17 protein-coding genes are annotated in these 14,396 nt (G+C 63.5%); 8 read left to right on the forward strand and 9 right to left on the reverse strand.

Features of this window, described 5'->3' with window-relative positions:
* Positions 1-53 precede the first annotated feature (53 nt).
* The 7 genes from ACTNAU_RS02855 to ACTNAU_RS02885 form a co-directional block, all read right to left on the reverse strand.
* A complete protein-coding gene (locus ACTNAU_RS02855; protein WP_185915459.1) occupies positions 54-1,502 on the reverse strand; it encodes an alanine/glycine:cation symporter family protein in 1,449 nt (482 codons plus the stop codon).
* A 34-nt stretch (positions 1,503-1,536) separates the two neighbouring features.
* A complete protein-coding gene (locus tag ACTNAU_RS02860) occupies positions 1,537-2,034 on the reverse strand; it encodes a GNAT family N-acetyltransferase (protein ID WP_441097495.1) in 498 nt (165 codons plus the stop codon).
* A gap of 182 nt (positions 2,035-2,216) precedes the next feature.
* Positions 2,217-2,714, reverse strand: a complete 498-nt coding sequence (locus tag ACTNAU_RS02865) for a CD225/dispanin family protein (RefSeq protein ID WP_185915457.1) — start codon at positions 2,712-2,714, stop codon at positions 2,217-2,219.
* A gap of 63 nt (positions 2,715-2,777) precedes the next feature.
* Positions 2,778-3,209, reverse strand: coding sequence for a zinc-ribbon domain-containing protein (locus tag ACTNAU_RS02870; protein WP_216400724.1), 432 nt, complete (start codon positions 3,207-3,209; stop codon positions 2,778-2,780).
* Between the two features lie 158 nt (positions 3,210-3,367).
* The gene (locus ACTNAU_RS02875) at positions 3,368-3,955 is read right to left on the reverse strand and encodes a hypothetical protein (protein WP_441097496.1); all 588 of its coding nucleotides are present in this window, start codon (positions 3,953-3,955) and stop codon (positions 3,368-3,370) included.
* Positions 3,948-4,157 (reverse strand): YwbE family protein, encoded by a 210-nt coding sequence (locus tag ACTNAU_RS02880; RefSeq protein ID WP_441097497.1) that lies wholly within the window; start codon positions 4,155-4,157, stop codon positions 3,948-3,950. Before ACTNAU_RS02880 ends, ACTNAU_RS02875 begins: the two co-directional genes overlap by 8 nt.
* Positions 4,154-4,912: an NAD-dependent protein deacylase gene (locus ACTNAU_RS02885; RefSeq protein ID WP_441097498.1), complete on the reverse strand. Its 759-nt coding sequence runs from the start codon at positions 4,910-4,912 to the stop codon at positions 4,154-4,156. Before ACTNAU_RS02885 ends, ACTNAU_RS02880 begins: the two co-directional genes overlap by 4 nt.
* Before the next feature lie 154 nt (positions 4,913-5,066).
* Between ACTNAU_RS02885 and ACTNAU_RS02890 the strand changes: the two genes are divergently transcribed.
* Complete coding sequence (locus ACTNAU_RS02890) at positions 5,067-5,564, forward strand: DNA-deoxyinosine glycosylase (protein WP_441097499.1); 498 nt, start codon at positions 5,067-5,069, stop codon at positions 5,562-5,564.
* 89 nt (positions 5,565-5,653) lie between these two features.
* Here ACTNAU_RS02890 and ACTNAU_RS02895 read toward each other — a convergent pair whose 3' ends face one another.
* Entirely contained in the window at positions 5,654-5,833 is a 180-nt protein-coding gene (locus ACTNAU_RS02895; RefSeq protein ID WP_185915451.1) for a hypothetical protein, read from the reverse strand.
* Positions 5,834-6,012: 179 nt separating this feature from the next.
* On the opposite strand from ACTNAU_RS02895, the gene ACTNAU_RS02900 reads away from it, so the two are divergent.
* From ACTNAU_RS02900 to gpmI, 7 genes are all read left to right on the forward strand, one after another.
* A complete protein-coding gene (locus tag ACTNAU_RS02900) occupies positions 6,013-6,879 on the forward strand; it encodes a pyridoxamine kinase (protein WP_185915450.1) in 867 nt (288 codons plus the stop codon).
* 56 nt (positions 6,880-6,935) lie between these two features.
* Positions 6,936-7,499, forward strand: coding sequence for an ECF transporter S component (locus ACTNAU_RS02905; protein WP_021660573.1), 564 nt, complete (start codon positions 6,936-6,938; stop codon positions 7,497-7,499).
* Between the two features lie 27 nt (positions 7,500-7,526).
* Complete coding sequence (locus tag ACTNAU_RS02910; RefSeq protein ID WP_441097500.1) at positions 7,527-8,033, forward strand: tRNA (cytidine(34)-2'-O)-methyltransferase; 507 nt, start codon at positions 7,527-7,529, stop codon at positions 8,031-8,033.
* Positions 8,034-8,077: 44 nt separating this feature from the next.
* Positions 8,078-8,947: a DegV family protein gene (locus tag ACTNAU_RS02915; protein WP_185915448.1), complete on the forward strand. Its 870-nt coding sequence runs from the start codon at positions 8,078-8,080 to the stop codon at positions 8,945-8,947.
* 176 nt (positions 8,948-9,123) lie between these two features.
* The gene (locus tag ACTNAU_RS02920) at positions 9,124-10,314 is read left to right on the forward strand and encodes a phosphoglycerate kinase (RefSeq protein WP_279287183.1); all 1,191 of its coding nucleotides are present in this window, start codon (positions 9,124-9,126) and stop codon (positions 10,312-10,314) included.
* 141 nt (positions 10,315-10,455) lie between these two features.
* Positions 10,456-11,223, forward strand: a complete 768-nt coding sequence (gene tpiA, locus ACTNAU_RS02925; RefSeq protein ID WP_441097501.1) for a triose-phosphate isomerase — start codon at positions 10,456-10,458, stop codon at positions 11,221-11,223.
* Between the two features lie 82 nt (positions 11,224-11,305).
* Positions 11,306-12,820: a 2,3-bisphosphoglycerate-independent phosphoglycerate mutase gene (gpmI, locus tag ACTNAU_RS02930; RefSeq protein ID WP_441097502.1), complete on the forward strand. Its 1,515-nt coding sequence runs from the start codon at positions 11,306-11,308 to the stop codon at positions 12,818-12,820.
* A gap of 70 nt (positions 12,821-12,890) precedes the next feature.
* On the opposite strand, the gene ACTNAU_RS02935 is transcribed toward gpmI, so the two are convergent.
* The gene (locus ACTNAU_RS02935; protein ID WP_441097503.1) at positions 12,891-14,381 is read right to left on the reverse strand and encodes a lipopolysaccharide biosynthesis protein; all 1,491 of its coding nucleotides are present in this window, start codon (positions 14,379-14,381) and stop codon (positions 12,891-12,893) included.
* Positions 14,382-14,396: the final 15 nt, after the last annotated feature.

Raw genomic sequence — 14,396 nt, forward strand, 5'->3', positions numbered from 1 at the left:
AAAAAGAGAGGGGCCGCTCGCGATGAGCGGCCCCCCTTTTTTTGCAAAGCGGGTCATTGCTGAGTGCCATCCTCCCAGCAGTCGGCGCCGGTGATGCCGATCTGGGCGGGGCGAAAGACCGGGTCTTTGCCCTTGCCCTCCCTCTTCTGGCGGGTGTAGTCCCGCTCGGCCAGGGAGACGGTCTTCGACAGGGCGAAGAGGGAGACGATGTTGACGATGGCCATCAGTCCCATGAGGACGTCGGCCAGGTCCCAGACAGTGGCAAAGTCGGCCTGGGCGCCGAAGAAGACGGCGGCCACCGCCACCCAGCGAAAGGCGGTGAGGAGGGCCTTGTTGTCCCGGATGAAGAGGAGGTTCCCCTCCGCATAGCAGTAGTTGCCCACAATGGAGCTAAAGGCAAAGGCCAGCACCGAAAAGGCGATGAAGCCGACGCCCCACTGCCCCACCTGGCTGCCCACCGCCGCCTGCACGAAGGGGAGGGCGTTGAGACTCTCCGACCCCTGCACCCCGGAGAAGAGGAGGATGAAGGCGGTGGTGGTGCAGATGAGCAGGGTGTCGATAAAGACGCTCAAAACCTGCACCGTGCCCTGTTTCACCGGGTGGGAGACCTGGGCGGTGGCGGCGGCGTTGGGGGCGCTGCCCATCCCCGCCTCGTTGGAGAAGAGCCCCCGCTTGATGCCGATGACGATGGCCGAGCCGGCAAAACCGCCGGCGATGGCCCGCAGGTCAAAGGCCTGGGAGAGGATGAGGGAGAGGACCTGGGGCAGCTTTTGGATGTTCAGGCCGATGATGACAAAGCCCAGGGCCATGTAGATGATGGCCATCACCGGGACGATGAAGGAGGTGATGAAGCCGATGCGCTGGGTGCCGCCGAAGATGACCAGGGCGGTGCCCGCCGCCAGCACCAGGCCGATGATAGCCGGGGCGTAGGGGGCCAGCGAGGCCCCGAAGTAGGGGGCGAAGGCCGAGGTGATGGTGTAGGATTGCAGCCCGTTGAAGCCAAAGGCAAAGCAGGCGATGAGGAGGACGGCAAACAGGACCCCCAGCCAGCGCTTGCCCAGGGCCTTTTGGATGTAGTAGGCCGGGCCGCCCCGGTACTCGCCGTCCCGCCGCACCTTGTAGATCTGGGCGAGGGTGCTCTCGGCAAAGGCGGAGGCGGCCCCCACCAGGGCCATGACCCACATCCAGAAGACGGCCCCCGCACCCCCCAGGGCGATGGCGGTGGCCACCCCGGCGATGTTGCCGGTGCCCACCCGAGAGGCGGTGGAGATCATCAGCGCCTGAAAGGAGGAGACCGTCCCCTTCTCCCGGCGCTCGGTCATGGAGCGTATGGCGTCGGGCAGCAGCCGAAACTGGGCAAACCGGGTGCGAACGGTGAAGTAGAGCCCGGCGATGACCAGCAAGAAAATCAGGATAAAGCTGTACAAAAAGTCGTTGGCAGCCCCCAGGAAGCTGCGAAAGGCCTGGGAGACGGCGTCAAAAAAGGCGAAGAAGGCGCTCATAGAAAACTCCTTTGCAAGATGGTTCGGGCGGGGGTCAGAGGGCGAGCTGGTAGATGCAGAGCCCCTCCCCCTCCATGTCGGGGAAATGGAGGGTCTCGATGTGGGAGAAACCGTTTTTTTCAAGTACCCGGCGCGACCCCCGGTTTTCGGCCACCACGTGGCCCACCAGGGTGATCCCCGGCAGCTCCTCCCTTGCCAGGCGGACGATCTCGCCCAGCACCTCGCTGGAATAGCCCTGGTTCCAGCAGTCCTTGGCGGTGAAGGTGCTCATGTCCCAGCGGGCGGGGTCGCCCTCGCTGGGGCGGACGGCGTAGACCCCCACAAACCGCCCGTCCGCCTTTCGCTCGATGGCGAAGGCCCAGCCGCCCGAGGAGAGGTAGCCCCGGATGAGCTGGACCGCCTCGCCCCGCTCCCGCTGTCTCGAAAAGCGCATGAAGCGGGCCACCTCGGCGTCGTTGGTCAGAGAGAACACCGCGTCGGCATCCGACTCGGTCAGGGGGCGCAGCCGCAGCCGCGCAGTCTCTCCTGTCACTGCAAACACTCCCTTTCCGCCCGGCAAAACCGGCTGCCGGGCCAAAGAACATACCGTGTTAGTATACCCGAAAGTGCGCCGTTTTGGCAACCGCCCCACCCCTCCAGGGGCAAACGGGCGCAAAAATGCCGCGGCGGAAAGCCACCGCGGCACCTGCCGAGGGGCCCGACGGCCCCGGGTGTTTAGTAGTAGTAATAGCTGCCGCTGACCGCAGCGCTGATGACGGCCACGTAGAAGATGATCGAGACGATGATGACCACCGCGCCCACGACGGCGCCGATGATGGAGAACATCTTAGACTTCTTGGCCGCGTCCTGCGCGCCGGCCAGGTCGCCCATGGCGGCCAGCTTGTCGATCTTCGAGGCGAAGACGATGCCGGGGATGCCCAGGGGCAGGCAGCAGAAGATGGTCACGATGATGGACCACACCAGGTAGGCGGTGCCGCTGACCGGCGGGACGTTGGCGTAGACCGGGGATGCCTGGGGCTGGGCCGCGCCGTAGCTGTAGCTCGCGTCCTGCTGGGGGGCGCCGTAGTTGTAGGTGGGCTGCTGCTGGGGGGCACTCTGGTAGGGCTGCTGGGCCGCGCCGTCGCCCTCGGGGGCCTGGGGGACCGGTTCGCCGCAGACGGCGCAGAACTTGGCGCCGCTCTCCAGCTCACTGCCGCATTTGTTACATTTCATCTGCATTTTCTCCTTTCAAAAGCCACCGCCCCATTGGCGGCGGGTGTCTGACAGTCAATCCCCCTACAGAGCTCCGTCGGTGAGCCAGGAGGGGAGAACGTCCAGGTGGTAGAGGATAAAGCCGATCTTGATGGCGATGGCCAGCAGCGAGATGATGATGCCCGCCACAGCCAGACCCCTGGTGCGGTTGCCCCGGTACCCCAGGCAGCTGGTGAGCAGCCCCATGGGGCAGAGCACCACCCAGAAGGTGAACAGCCCCGCAATGGAGCTGATGAACCCGACAATGGTGCAGATGTCTTTCCAGGTGTACTCCCGCCGGGGGGCGGGCAGGTAGGGGGCGTACATCGAGTAGACCGGCGGCTGGTAGGGAGAGGGCATCGCCTCGCCCTGGCATGCCGCCTGCGATGCGGGCTGCTCCCCGGTGAGGGAGGCGCCGCAGGCCTTGCAAAAGGCGCTGTTTTCGGCGTTGTCGACGCCGCAATTCGGGCAAGTCAAAAAATCGACCTCCTTTTCCCCAAAGCGGGGGCGATCGCCGCCAAACCCGCTTCAGAATACCCCTATTATACACAAGGAAGGGCTTTTTCGCAACAATATTCCCGCTTTCGACAAACCTTTGTCAGAAATTTGACAGACACTTTCCCAAAGCGGCGGGGTCAGACCGCCCGCAACTCGTAAAAAACCAGCTGGGCTGGTCCGGCAGGCCGCTTCTGCAGGTCGCTCTTGCAGGCGTAACTCCACTCCAGATAAAGGGCGCTGGCCCGACCCAGCTCCCCCCGAAAGCGGCGGCGGGCCCGCAGGGCGCAGTCGGCCAACTCGTCGAGTTCGGCGGGGGAGAGAAAGCCCTCGTCCCCCATCACCTCCACGTCCTCGTCGGTGATGACCACCGTCTCGTCGTGCTCCCCGCCGGTGGCCAGGTTCCAGAGATCGCCCCGCACCGCCTCGATGACGGTGCGAAAGGGGGAGAGCTCGATCACCCCGCTCTTCTCCGCCACAAAATAGGGGTAGTAGACCACCAGCCCGCCGGGGCCCAACTCCCCCAAGAGCCCCTGGGCAAAGGCCTCCGCCTCGGCGGCGGGGGCCCCCACCAGCCGGGGCAGGTTCTGGTCGTCCCCCCGCTCGACGGCGCTGCGCACCGTCCAGAGGATGCCCTCCTCCAGCCGGGTGTCGGGGGAGAAGGTCTGCCAGGGCACGGCGGGCAGCCCGCCCTGGCGCAACCTGTAAAATCCCTGCAGCTTATTCATCGCTCTCCTCCAAAATCGCCTGCACCCGGCCCACCTGGTCGCCCTCCCGCAGCATCACCTTGATGCCGTGGGGGTGGGTGGCGCTGCCCGTCAATATCCGCTTGACGTGTCCCCTGGTCAGGCGGCCGGTGCGCTGGTCCTTTTTGAGGACGATGTCCACCAGGGCCCCGACGCGGATGTCGGCCCGGCGCTGCCCGCTCACAGGGCCGCCTCCCCGCCCAGGGGGCGGATGGCCTCGGTGAGGATCGGGCCGATGGAGCCCCGCAGGAGCAGGTCTGCCCGCCCGTCCTGGGGGGTGGGGCTCCTGTTGATGAGCACCAGCCGGCGACCCCGGTAGTACTGCAGCAGCCCCGCCGCCGGGTAGACCGCCAGGGAGGTACCCCCCACGATCAGCATCTCACAGCGGGAGATGGCGTCCACCGCCCCCTGCAGGGTCGCCCCGTCCAGCGACTCGCCGTAGAGGACCACCTCCGGTTTGATGAGGCCCCCGCAGCGGCAGCGGGGCAGGCCGCTCTCCCCCAGCCCCTCCGGCCCGCAGAGGGCCCCGCAGGAGAGACAGCGGTTTTGGTAGATGGTGCCGTGCAGCTCGTACACCCGGCGGCTGCCGGCCTTTTGGTGCAGCCCGTCGATGTTCTGGGTGATCACCGCCCGCAGCTTGCCCCACCGCTCCAACTCGGCCAGCGCCAGGTGGGCCGGGCCGGGCTGGGCGCCGGTGACCAGCATCTTCTCCCGGTAAAAGCGGTAGAACTCCTCCGGGTGGGCGGCGAAGAACCCGGCGCTGAGGATGGTCTCGGGGGGCCAGTCATAGTGCTGGCGGTAGAGGCCGTCCTCGCTGCGAAAATCGGGGATGCCGCTCTCGGTCGAGACCCCCGCTCCCCCAAAAAAGACGATGTTGTCACAGCTGTCGACCCAGCGGCGCAGCCGCTCGACCCCGTCTCTCTCATTGTGCTCGCTCATCCGATCCCCTCCCATGGCGTTTTCCCCATTATACCCCGGCGAGACGGTTTGCACAATCGCCCTGCGCCGATTGCGCGGGGACAGAAAGGGGGGTATACTACTTCTATGTGAGGGCCGGGGCGAATAGACAGCCCCGGCAGAGGGAGGTTTTTTTGTGGGACAGTTGGTGGAACACACCTTTTTGCCGGTCTGGTCACCCGAGAGCGAGGTGCTGATCCTGGGGACCATCCCCTCGCCCAAATCGAGGGAAAACAGCTTTTACTACGGCCACCCCCAAAATCGCTTTTGGCGGGTGGTGGCCGGGGTGCTGGGGGAGCCCGTCCCCAAGGGGAACGCGGCGAAGGAGCAGCTCTGCCTGCGCCGGCACATCGCCCTCTGGGACGTGCTGGCCGCCTGCGAGATAGAAGGGGCGGCGGACGCCACCATCCGCCGCCCCCGGGCCAACGACATCGCCGGACTGCTCCAAAAGACCCGGGTGCGCACCGTCTTCACCACCGGGGCCAAGGCGCACGCCCTCTACCAGCGCCACTGCCTGCCCCAGACCGGGGTGGAGGACATCCCCCTCCCCTCCACCAGTCCTGCCAACGCCCGCTTCACCCTGGAGCGGCTGATCGCCGCCTACCGCCCCTTGAGAGAAGCGCTGGAGGGCTGACCGGCGCGGGCCTTTTCGCCTTAGCAAAAAAAGAGGGCCGGGTGTCATGTCACCCGCCCCTCTCCCTCGCCCGTCTCTCGGCAGTGTAGCTACCGCATCATGGTGGAGATTTCCCCCACCACGTTGCCCATGGTCTTCATGGCGCGACCGGCCGTTTTTTTCAGCTGCCGCTTGTTGGTGTGCATCAGCTCGGTGCCAACGGTGGCCGCCACGGCGCCCAGCGCCATACCGATGGCCACGTTGCGGGCGGTGTGTCCGCTGTGTTTCATAGAAAATGCCTCCCCACGTTCCTTCATTTGTACCTGCGGCCCCGCGCCGGCGGAGCCGGCCGAGGTCGAGATACAACTAGTATTGCCCACCCCTTTTGTGATATACTGGCTGTGTATGAAAGAGTCTCGCCGCCCGTCAAGGGCAGGTAAATTTTGGAACAAAAGGAAGGAGGCGCCCTATGGAACACCTGGTTTCCCCGCCCAAGCGGGTGCTGGCCATTCACGATTTGTCGGGGTTTGGGCGCTGTTCTCTGACCGCCATCACCCCGGTGCTCTCGGTGATGGGGGTACAGGTCTGCCCGGTGCCGACCGCCATCCTCTCGACCCACACAGGGGGGCTGGGGGACCCGGTCATCACCGACCTGACCGACTCCCTGCTGCCGGCCCTGCGCCACTACCAGTCCCTGGGGCTGGACTTCGACTGCATCTACTCGGGCTTTCTGGGGGACAGCCGCCAGATCGAGTGCTGCAAGGCCTTTTTTGACGCCTACCCCAAGGCGCTCAAGGTGGTGGACCCGGTGATGGGGGACCACCAAAAGCCCTACCGCACCTGCACCCCGCCGCTGCGGGCCAAGATGAAGAGTTTGGCCCGGGCGGGGGACGTGATCACCCCCAACGCCACCGAGGCGGCCATGCTGCTGGGGATGGACTTTACCCGGCCGGTCCGCTTCACCCCCCTCAGCGCCAAGAAGTGGCTGCGCACCCTCTGCGCCCAGGGGGCGGGCCGGGCGGTGATCACCAGCGCCGAGATGGACGGCGGCCGCTACAACCTGCTCTTTGACGGGGAGACTTTTTTCCGCATCCGCGGGCGGTATGCCTCCGGCTCCTACCCGGGCACCGGCGACATCTTCACCGCCGTGCTCACCGGCGGGCTGCTGGCGGGGCAGAGCCTGGCCGAGGCCGCCCAGCGGGCCACCCAGTTTGTGGAGGAGGCCATCTCCCTCACCGCCGCCGCGGGCACCGACCCCCGGCACGGGGTGCTGGTGGAAGCCGCCCTCCCCAAGCTGCTGGAGCCGCTGGGCCCCTCTCGGGCCGAACCCTTTTAGCATTCCCGGCCGCGGGGCGGCCAAACCCTATCTCTGCACGAAAAGAAGGAGTAAAAATGAAGCGCAAGAGTTCGATCTACACCGTGACCCTGGTGGGGCTGATGGGGGCCATGTGCTTTGTGGCCACCTTTTTGCACATCGACATCCCCACCCCGCTGGGCAAGACCATGATCCACCTGGGCAACGTGATGTGCCTGCTGTCGGGGATGATCCTCGGCCCCCTGAAGGGCGGCCTCTCGGCCGGCTTGGGCTCGGCGGTCTACGACCTGTTCGACCCGGCCTACATCGCCGAGTCGCCCATCACCTTTTTGATGAAATTCGCCATGGGCGCCACCTGCGGCGCCATCGCCAAGCGGGGCGGCAAGGGCAGCCGCGCCGCCGGGGCCGTTGTCGGCGCCGGGCTGTACGTGGTCCTCTACACCGTCAAAAATATCCTCATGGGGACCCTGCTCCAGGGCAAGATGCTCGACTCAGTGCTGGTGGCCGCGGGGACCAAGGCCCTCACCTCGGGGGTCAACGCGATCATCGCGGTGGTGGTCTCGCTGCTGCTCTACTCGCTGCTGGAGCCCATCCTCAAAAAGGCCGGCATCTTTGAACGGCTGGGGAAGACGGGCGACTGATTTGCCGAGAGGAGAGGAGGGCCGGCCATGGCTGAGCTGAACATCGTGCTGGTGGAACCGCAGATCCCACAAAACACCGGAAACATCGCCCGCACCTGCGCGGCGACCAACGCCCGGCTCCACCTGGTGGGGCCGCTGGGCTTTCAGATCGACGACAAAAAACTCAAGCGGGCAGGGTTGGACTATTGGCATCTGCTGGACATCCGCCACTACGACGGCTGGGCGGACTTCGCCGCCCAGAACGAGGGCCCCTTTTACTACTTCACCACCAAGGGGCAGGCCGTCCACAGCGACGTGGCCTACCCGGACGGCTGCTACCTGGTCTTTGGCCGGGAGGACGCCGGGCTGCCCGAAGAGCTGCTCTTCGCCCACCCCGACACCTGCGTCCGGCTGCCGATGCTGGCGGCGGCGCGGAGCCTGAACCTGTCAAACACGGTGGCCATCGGGGTGTACGAAGTCCTGCGCCAGTGGGGCTATCCCACCCTGCACTCGCAGGGAAAGCTGACCCGCTACAACTGGGAGGACGCCCGCTAGGCCCCCTCCTCACCACAAGAACCGATTGCGAAAGGTTGTGCCAAATGGAAAAACTGCTGATCCTCACCGACACCGCTTGCGACATCCCCCAGGAGACTGCCGAGGAGCTGGGCATCCGCATCCTCCCCATCCCCCTCGAGGTGGACGGGATGGGGTATTTGGAGGGAGTGGACTTCACCAAGGAGGAGTTCTACGGCGTGCTCGACCGCTGCGTCAAGATCCCCACCACCAGCCACATCCCCGCCCACCAGTTTTTGGAAGAGTACGAGCGGGCCGCCCAGGAGGGGTACACCCACGTGATCCACGTGACCATCAACTCCAAGGGCTCGAACATGTACCAGGCGGCCCTGCAGGCCAAGGCCATGTTCAAAGAGGAGCCCGACGCGCCGCAGATGAAGATCAAGGTCATCGACTCCAAGACCTACTCCCTGGGCTACGGCTTCCCGGTGACCGAGGCGGCGCGGATGGTGCAAAAAGGGGTGGGCTACGCCGCGGTGCGGGACTACCTGTTGGACTGGTTTGACACCGCCGAGGTCTACTTTTCGGTCTACACCCTCCAATTTGCCAAAAAGTCGGGGCGCATCAGCTGCGCGGCCGCCTTTGTGGGCGAGCTGCTGGGGCTGCGGCCCATCCTCCAGATCTCCCAGGGGGAGATGAACATCGTGGAGAAGGTGCGGGGGGACGCCAACATCATCCCCGGCCTCTGCCGCTGGGCCGAGAAGCGGATGGCCGAGCGCAGCCCCTTTGTGGTCATCAGCGGGGAGCTGGACGCCCCCGGGGACGAGCTGACCGAGCAGTTGGAGAAGAAATTCCGCTACAGCTGCTCCGGCCGCTACAAGGCCGGGGCCAGCATCGCCATCAACGCGGGGCCCAAGGTGGTAGGAGTGCTGGTCAAGGGCGCCAAAAAGCGGTGAGTCCGGGCTCCCGGGATCCCCGAAAAAAGCCCCTCTTTCGAGGGGAAAACCGCCTTGAAAAGCCCACTGATATCGTGTAAAATAGAAAAGGACCAGCCTGCCCCGGCGGGCAGCCCTGTATCTCGGTTTGTTTTTTTATTCACAATAAAAAGAAAAGACGAAAGGGTGGCAAACACATGACCTCTCTGAACAAAAAGACCATTGAAGACATCGATGTAGCCGGCAAGAAGGTTCTCGCCCGCTGCGACTTCAACGTTCCCCTGAAAGACGGCGTCATCACCAATGACAAGCGGATCGTCGCCGCGCTCCCCACCATCAAATACCTGGTGGACCAGGGCGCCAAGGTGATCCTCTGCTCCCATCTGGGCCGTCCCAAAGAGGGCTGGGAGCCCGAGTTCTCCCTGGCCCCGGTGGCCGCCCGCCTCAGCGAGCTGCTGGGCAAAGAGGTCAAGATGGCCAAAGACGTCATCGGCGACGACGCCAAGAAACTGGCCTCCGAGCTGAAAGACGGCGACGTGATGCTGCTTGAAAACGTGCGCTACCACAAAGAGGAGAAGAAGAACGACCCCGCCTTCGCCAAAGAGCTGGCCTCTCTGGCCGACGTCTACGTCAACGACGCCTTCGGCGCGGCCCACCGGGCCCACGCCTCCACCGCCGGCGTGGCCGAGTACCTGCCCGCCGTCTGCGGCTACCTGATCCAGAAGGAGATCAACTTCATGGGCGGCGCCCTGGAGAACCCCAAGCGCCCGCTGGTCGCCATCCTGGGCGGCGCCAAGGTCTCTGACAAGATTGGCGTCATCAACAACCTCCTCGAAAAGGTCGACACCCTGATCGTGGGCGGCGGCATGGCCTACACCTTCTTCAAGGCCAAGGGCTTCACCATCGGCGACTCCCTCTGCGAGGACGACAAGGTCGAGCTGGCCAAAGAGATGATGGCCAAAGCCGAGGCCAAGGGCGTCAAGTTCCTGCTGCCCATCGACAACCAGGTGGGCGACCACTTTGCCGAGGACTGCGGCAAGAAGCTGGTGGACTCCGACAACATCCCCGACGGCTGGATGGGCATGGACATCGGCCCCAAGAGCATCGCCCTCTTCTGCGACGCCGTGAAAGACGCCGGCACCGTGATTTGGAACGGGCCCATGGGCGTGTTTGAGTTTGCCCCGTTCGCCGACGGCACCCTGGAGATCGCCAAGGCCGTGGCCGACAGCGGCGCCATCTCCATCATCGGCGGCGGCGACTCGGTGGCGGCTGTCACCAAGTTGGGCTTTGCCGACAAGATGAGCCACATCTCCACCGGCGGCGGCGCCTCCCTCGAGTTCCTGGAGGGCAAAGAGCTGCCGGGCATCGCCTGCCTCAACGACAAATAAATCGACGAGTAGCCCGCCGCTCGCTGCGGCGGGGGAGCACCGCGGCCCAACCGGCCGGCTTGTGCTGTGCGAAGAGATGGCACGAGGGGTTTCCTTCGTGCCATTTTCACAGAGGAAAACCGCCAGAAAGGAATTTGCTGTATGAATAAGAACCTGCGCACCCCGGTCATCGCCGGGAACTGGAAGATGAACAAAAACCGCGCCGAGGCCAAGGCCCTGTTGGAGGAGCTCTGCCCCCTGGTGAAAGGCGCCGACTGCGGCGTGGTGGTCTGCGTGCCCTTCACCGATTTGGAGACCGCCCTGGCCGCCACCGCCGGCACCAACGTCAAGGTGGGCGCCCAGAACTGCCACTTTGAGAAGTCCGGCGCCTTCACCGGCGAAATCGCCGCGGACATGCTCGCCGAGATGGGGGTCGAGTACGTAGTGCTGGGTCACAGCGAGCGCCGCCAGTACTTTGCCGAGACCGACGAGACGGTCAACCTGCGCACCAAGGCCGCCCTGGCCGCCGGGCTAAAGCCCATCGTCTGCGTGGGCGAGCTGCTGGCCCAAAGGGAGCAGGGCATCACCGCCGAGGTGGTGGCGCTGCAGACCAAAATCGCCCTGCAGGGGATCGACGCCGATGGCCTGCGGTCCATCATCATCGCCTACGAGCCGGTCTGGGCCATCGGCACCGGCAAGACCGCCACTGCCGAGCAGGCCGGCGAGGTCTGCGCCGTCATCCGCGCCACCGTGGCCGGGCTCTACGGCGAAGAGGCCGCCAGCCACCTGGTGGTGCAGTACGGCGGCTCGATGAACGCCGGCAACGCCGCTGAATTGCTGGCCCAGCCCGACGTGGACGGCGGCCTGATCGGCGGCGCCTCCCTGAAGGCCGACGCCTTCAGCCAGATCGTGGAGGCCGCCAGCAAATAGATCCCCCACAGGGAAAGCAACAACCCGCGGATTGCGGCCACGCCGACGGCGCGGCCGCAATCCATTGAAAAGGAGCGCAACTATGAAAAAACCTCTGGCCCTCATCATCATGGACGGCTTTGGCATCAACGGCAGCGATTACGGCAACGCCATCAAAGCCGCCAAGACCCCCAACCTGGACAAGATCTTCTCCACTTACCCCACCACCGAGATCGGCGCCTCCGGCATGGACGTGGGCCTGCCGGACGGGCAGATGGGCAACAGCGAGGTGGGACACACCAACATCGGCGCCGGGCGGATCGTCTACCAGGAGCTGACCCGGATCACCAAGTCCATCGCCGACGGCGACTTCTTTGAAAACGAGGCCCTGGTGGGCGCCATGGACAACTGCCTGCAAAAGGGCAGCGCCCTGCACGTGATGGGGCTGCTCTCGGACGGCGGGGTCCACAGCCACAACGAGCACCTCTACGCCATCATCGAGCTGGCCAAGAAGAAGGGCCTCAAAGAGGTCTGGGTCCACTGCTTCATGGACGGGCGGGACGTGCCCCCCTCCTCCGGCGCTGACTACGTGAAGGCCCTGGACGAGAAGCTGCGGGAAATCGGCGTGGGCAAGATCGCCACCATCATGGGCCGCTACTACGCCATGGACCGCGACAACCGCTGGGAGCGGGTGGAGAAGGCCTACCAGGCCATGGTGGACGCCAAAGGGGTCGCTGCCGACGCCCTGGAAGTGATGCCCAACTCCTACAAGGACGAGGTGACCGACGAGTTCGTGGTGCCCGCCGTCTGCACCGGCTACACCGGGATGAACGCCGGCGACTCGGTGATCTTCTTCAACTTCCGCCCCGACCGGGCGCGGGAGATCACCCGCACCCTGGTGGACGAGAAATTTGACGGCTTTGCCCGCGCCAAGGGCTGCTTCCCCCTCTACTACGTCTGCATGACCCAGTACGACGCCACCATGCCCGGGGTCCATGTGGCCTTTAAGCCCCAGTCTCTGGCCAACACCTTTGGCGAGTACATCTCCCAGAAGGGGCTGACCCAGCTGCGGATCGCCGAGACCGAGAAGTACGCCCACGTCACCTTCTTCTTCAACGGTGGAGTGGAAAAGGTCTGTGAAGGGGAGGACCGGGCCCTGATCAACTCGCCCAAGGTCGCCACCTACGACCTGCAGCCCGAGATGAGTGAGCCGGAGGTCACTAAAGAGGCCCTGGCCCGGATCGCCTCGGACAAGTACGACGTGATCATCCTCAACTACGCCAACTGCGACATGGTCGGCCACACCGGTGTCTTCGACGCGGCCGTCAAGGCGGTCGAGGCGGTGGACGACGGCGTGGGCCAGCTGGTGGACGCCATCCTGCAAAAGGGCGGCGCGGTGCTGCTGACTGCCGATCACGGCAATGCCGACAAGCTCTACGACACCGACGGGTCCCCCTTCACCGCCCACACCACCAACCCGGTGCCCTTTGCGGTGATCGGCTGCGGCGACTGCAAGCTGCGGGAGGGCGGCCGCCTGGCGGACATCGCCCCCACCATGTTAAAGATTTTGGAGCTGCCCCAGCCCGAAGAGATGACCGGGGAGAGCATCATTCTGTAAATCCTTTCAAATAAAAAACTGGCCGTCGCCATGGCGACGGCCAGTTTTTTATTTTGGGGAAAGTCCACTCTTAAGCAGACTGCTTTCTCTTTTTCAGCGCCTCTTTGAACTGGGAGAGCAACCCTGTGGTCGTGCGGAACAGATACTGGAACTCGTCTGTCCTATAAAACAAAGCCAGGTTGATAACATTGGGGACGAGCAGACAGATAACTGCATAGACGACTAGGGTCGCAAATCGTCCCATGACAGGCAGGAGGGAGCAAAGGCCCTGTGTCGCCAACAGCGAGCCAAAGGTAATGCCCGCATAGAGCACATATCTCTGATAATAGGTCTTGACACTTTGGAAAAAGACATTTTTGTAGATGATATAGGGATGAGTCCAGAAAGGGATGATGAACATCTCGATGAGGTTTGCCATCAGCACCCCGTTGACCCCAAAGGGCTTGACCAGGATGATACCCATAATGACGTTGATGGCCGCCTCGACCAGGGGCAGGTACTGATCGGGCCGGTAAATCCCCGCACTGGTGCGGACCATCTGCACCGACTGCCGCATTCCCATAATGTAAAAATACAGAGTGAGCAGGGCCAACGTGTCGAGGGGAAAGACGCCGTTCTCCCCGATCCAAAGGCGGACAAAGGGAGTCGCCAGGGTAAAGAAGGAGACGGTGAAGAAGGAGTAGATGAGATAATTCATAAAGTAGAGGGATTTAAAGTTTTTATAGGACTTTTCTGTTGAGGTAGTATTCATCAGGTTGCCAAAGCTGGCGATGATGCCGGTGAACACCTGATCGGAGATGCGAAACAGCCCATTGACAATCATCATGTAGTTGCTGTACAGGCCGCTGGCAAGACTGCCGGCGCCATTGATGATGATCATACTGGAGGTGGAGTTGAGACTGAATCCGCCAATTTTGTGGAAGAGAAGCGCCTTGATGTTTTTGAAAAGCCCTTTGCGCTCTCTCTCATCCATCTCCACTGTGGTCTTGAGGTCGATGTGCGGGTAGTGTTTGCGGTACCAGAGGGCAATGAAGACGTTCTCTAGAGCCGTGCAGGTCACCTTAATGATCAGATAGAGGAAATAGGAGTGAAACAGGGTCAAACTGGTCACTTGAAGGATACAGGAGACCAGCTGGCCCCCTGTGTGCGCCAGGGTGTTGACATAGTTTTTCTGATCGGCAATGAACATGGCCCGCTTGTGAGCGAAGAGATAGGACGCCAGTACGTCAAAAACGTACATCATGAACATGGCGCCCAGCCAGGGCTTCGAGTAGTCCTCGGTCACCAGGAAGGGGACGATAAAGGCGGCGACAAACCCACAGCCCAAAACCACCGAGGCGATGATGCTGTATGCCTTTTTATAAAACTTCAGCAAAACGGCAATCTGGGAATAGTTCTTTTCCGCAATGGGTTTGTACAGCTTGTAGACAATGCCGGTTCCGATCCCCATTTCGACAATGCCCAACATGGAGACGACGTTTAGAAACATCCCCTCAATGCCTGCAATGCTCAATCCCAGCTGGCGGGAAAACACCGCCCGGGTGAGAAATGAGTTGAGCATTAAAAAGACATAGGA

Source organism: Bittarella sp. HCP28S3_D9 (genome assembly GCF_052065655.1).
Taxonomy (GTDB): Bacteria; Bacillota; Clostridia; order Oscillospirales; family Ruminococcaceae; genus Bittarella; species Bittarella massiliensis.

Excerpts from the sequence above, each read along its gene's own strand:
- ACTNAU_RS02855 (WP_185915459.1), bottom strand. The coding sequence starts at position 1,502 with ATGAGCGCCTTCTTCGCCTTTTTTGACGCCGTCTCCCAGGCCTTTCGC.
- ACTNAU_RS02865 (WP_185915457.1), bottom strand. The coding sequence starts at position 2,714 with ATGAAATGTAACAAATGCGGCAGTGAGCTGGAGAGCGGCGCCAAGTTC.
- ACTNAU_RS02875 (WP_441097496.1), bottom strand. The coding sequence starts at position 3,955 with ATGAATAAGCTGCAGGGATTTTACAGGTTGCGCCAGGGCGGGCTGCCC.
- ACTNAU_RS02885 (WP_441097498.1), bottom strand. The coding sequence starts at position 4,912 with ATGAGCGAGCACAATGAGAGAGACGGGGTCGAGCGGCTGCGCCGCTGG.
- ACTNAU_RS02895 (WP_185915451.1), bottom strand. The coding sequence starts at position 5,833 with ATGAAACACAGCGGACACACCGCCCGCAACGTGGCCATCGGTATGGCG.
- ACTNAU_RS02900 (WP_185915450.1), top strand. The coding sequence starts at position 6,013 with ATGGAACACCTGGTTTCCCCGCCCAAGCGGGTGCTGGCCATTCACGAT.
- ACTNAU_RS02905 (WP_021660573.1), top strand. The coding sequence starts at position 6,936 with ATGAAGCGCAAGAGTTCGATCTACACCGTGACCCTGGTGGGGCTGATG.
- ACTNAU_RS02910 (WP_441097500.1), top strand. The coding sequence starts at position 7,527 with ATGGCTGAGCTGAACATCGTGCTGGTGGAACCGCAGATCCCACAAAAC.
- ACTNAU_RS02915 (WP_185915448.1), top strand. The coding sequence starts at position 8,078 with ATGGAAAAACTGCTGATCCTCACCGACACCGCTTGCGACATCCCCCAG.
- ACTNAU_RS02920 (WP_279287183.1), top strand. The coding sequence starts at position 9,124 with ATGACCTCTCTGAACAAAAAGACCATTGAAGACATCGATGTAGCCGGC.
- tpiA (WP_441097501.1), top strand. The coding sequence starts at position 10,456 with ATGAATAAGAACCTGCGCACCCCGGTCATCGCCGGGAACTGGAAGATG.
- gpmI (WP_441097502.1), top strand. The coding sequence starts at position 11,306 with ATGAAAAAACCTCTGGCCCTCATCATCATGGACGGCTTTGGCATCAAC.
- ACTNAU_RS02935 (WP_441097503.1), bottom strand. The coding sequence starts at position 14,381 with ATGCTCAACTCATTTCTCACCCGGGCGGTGTTTTCCCGCCAGCTGGGA.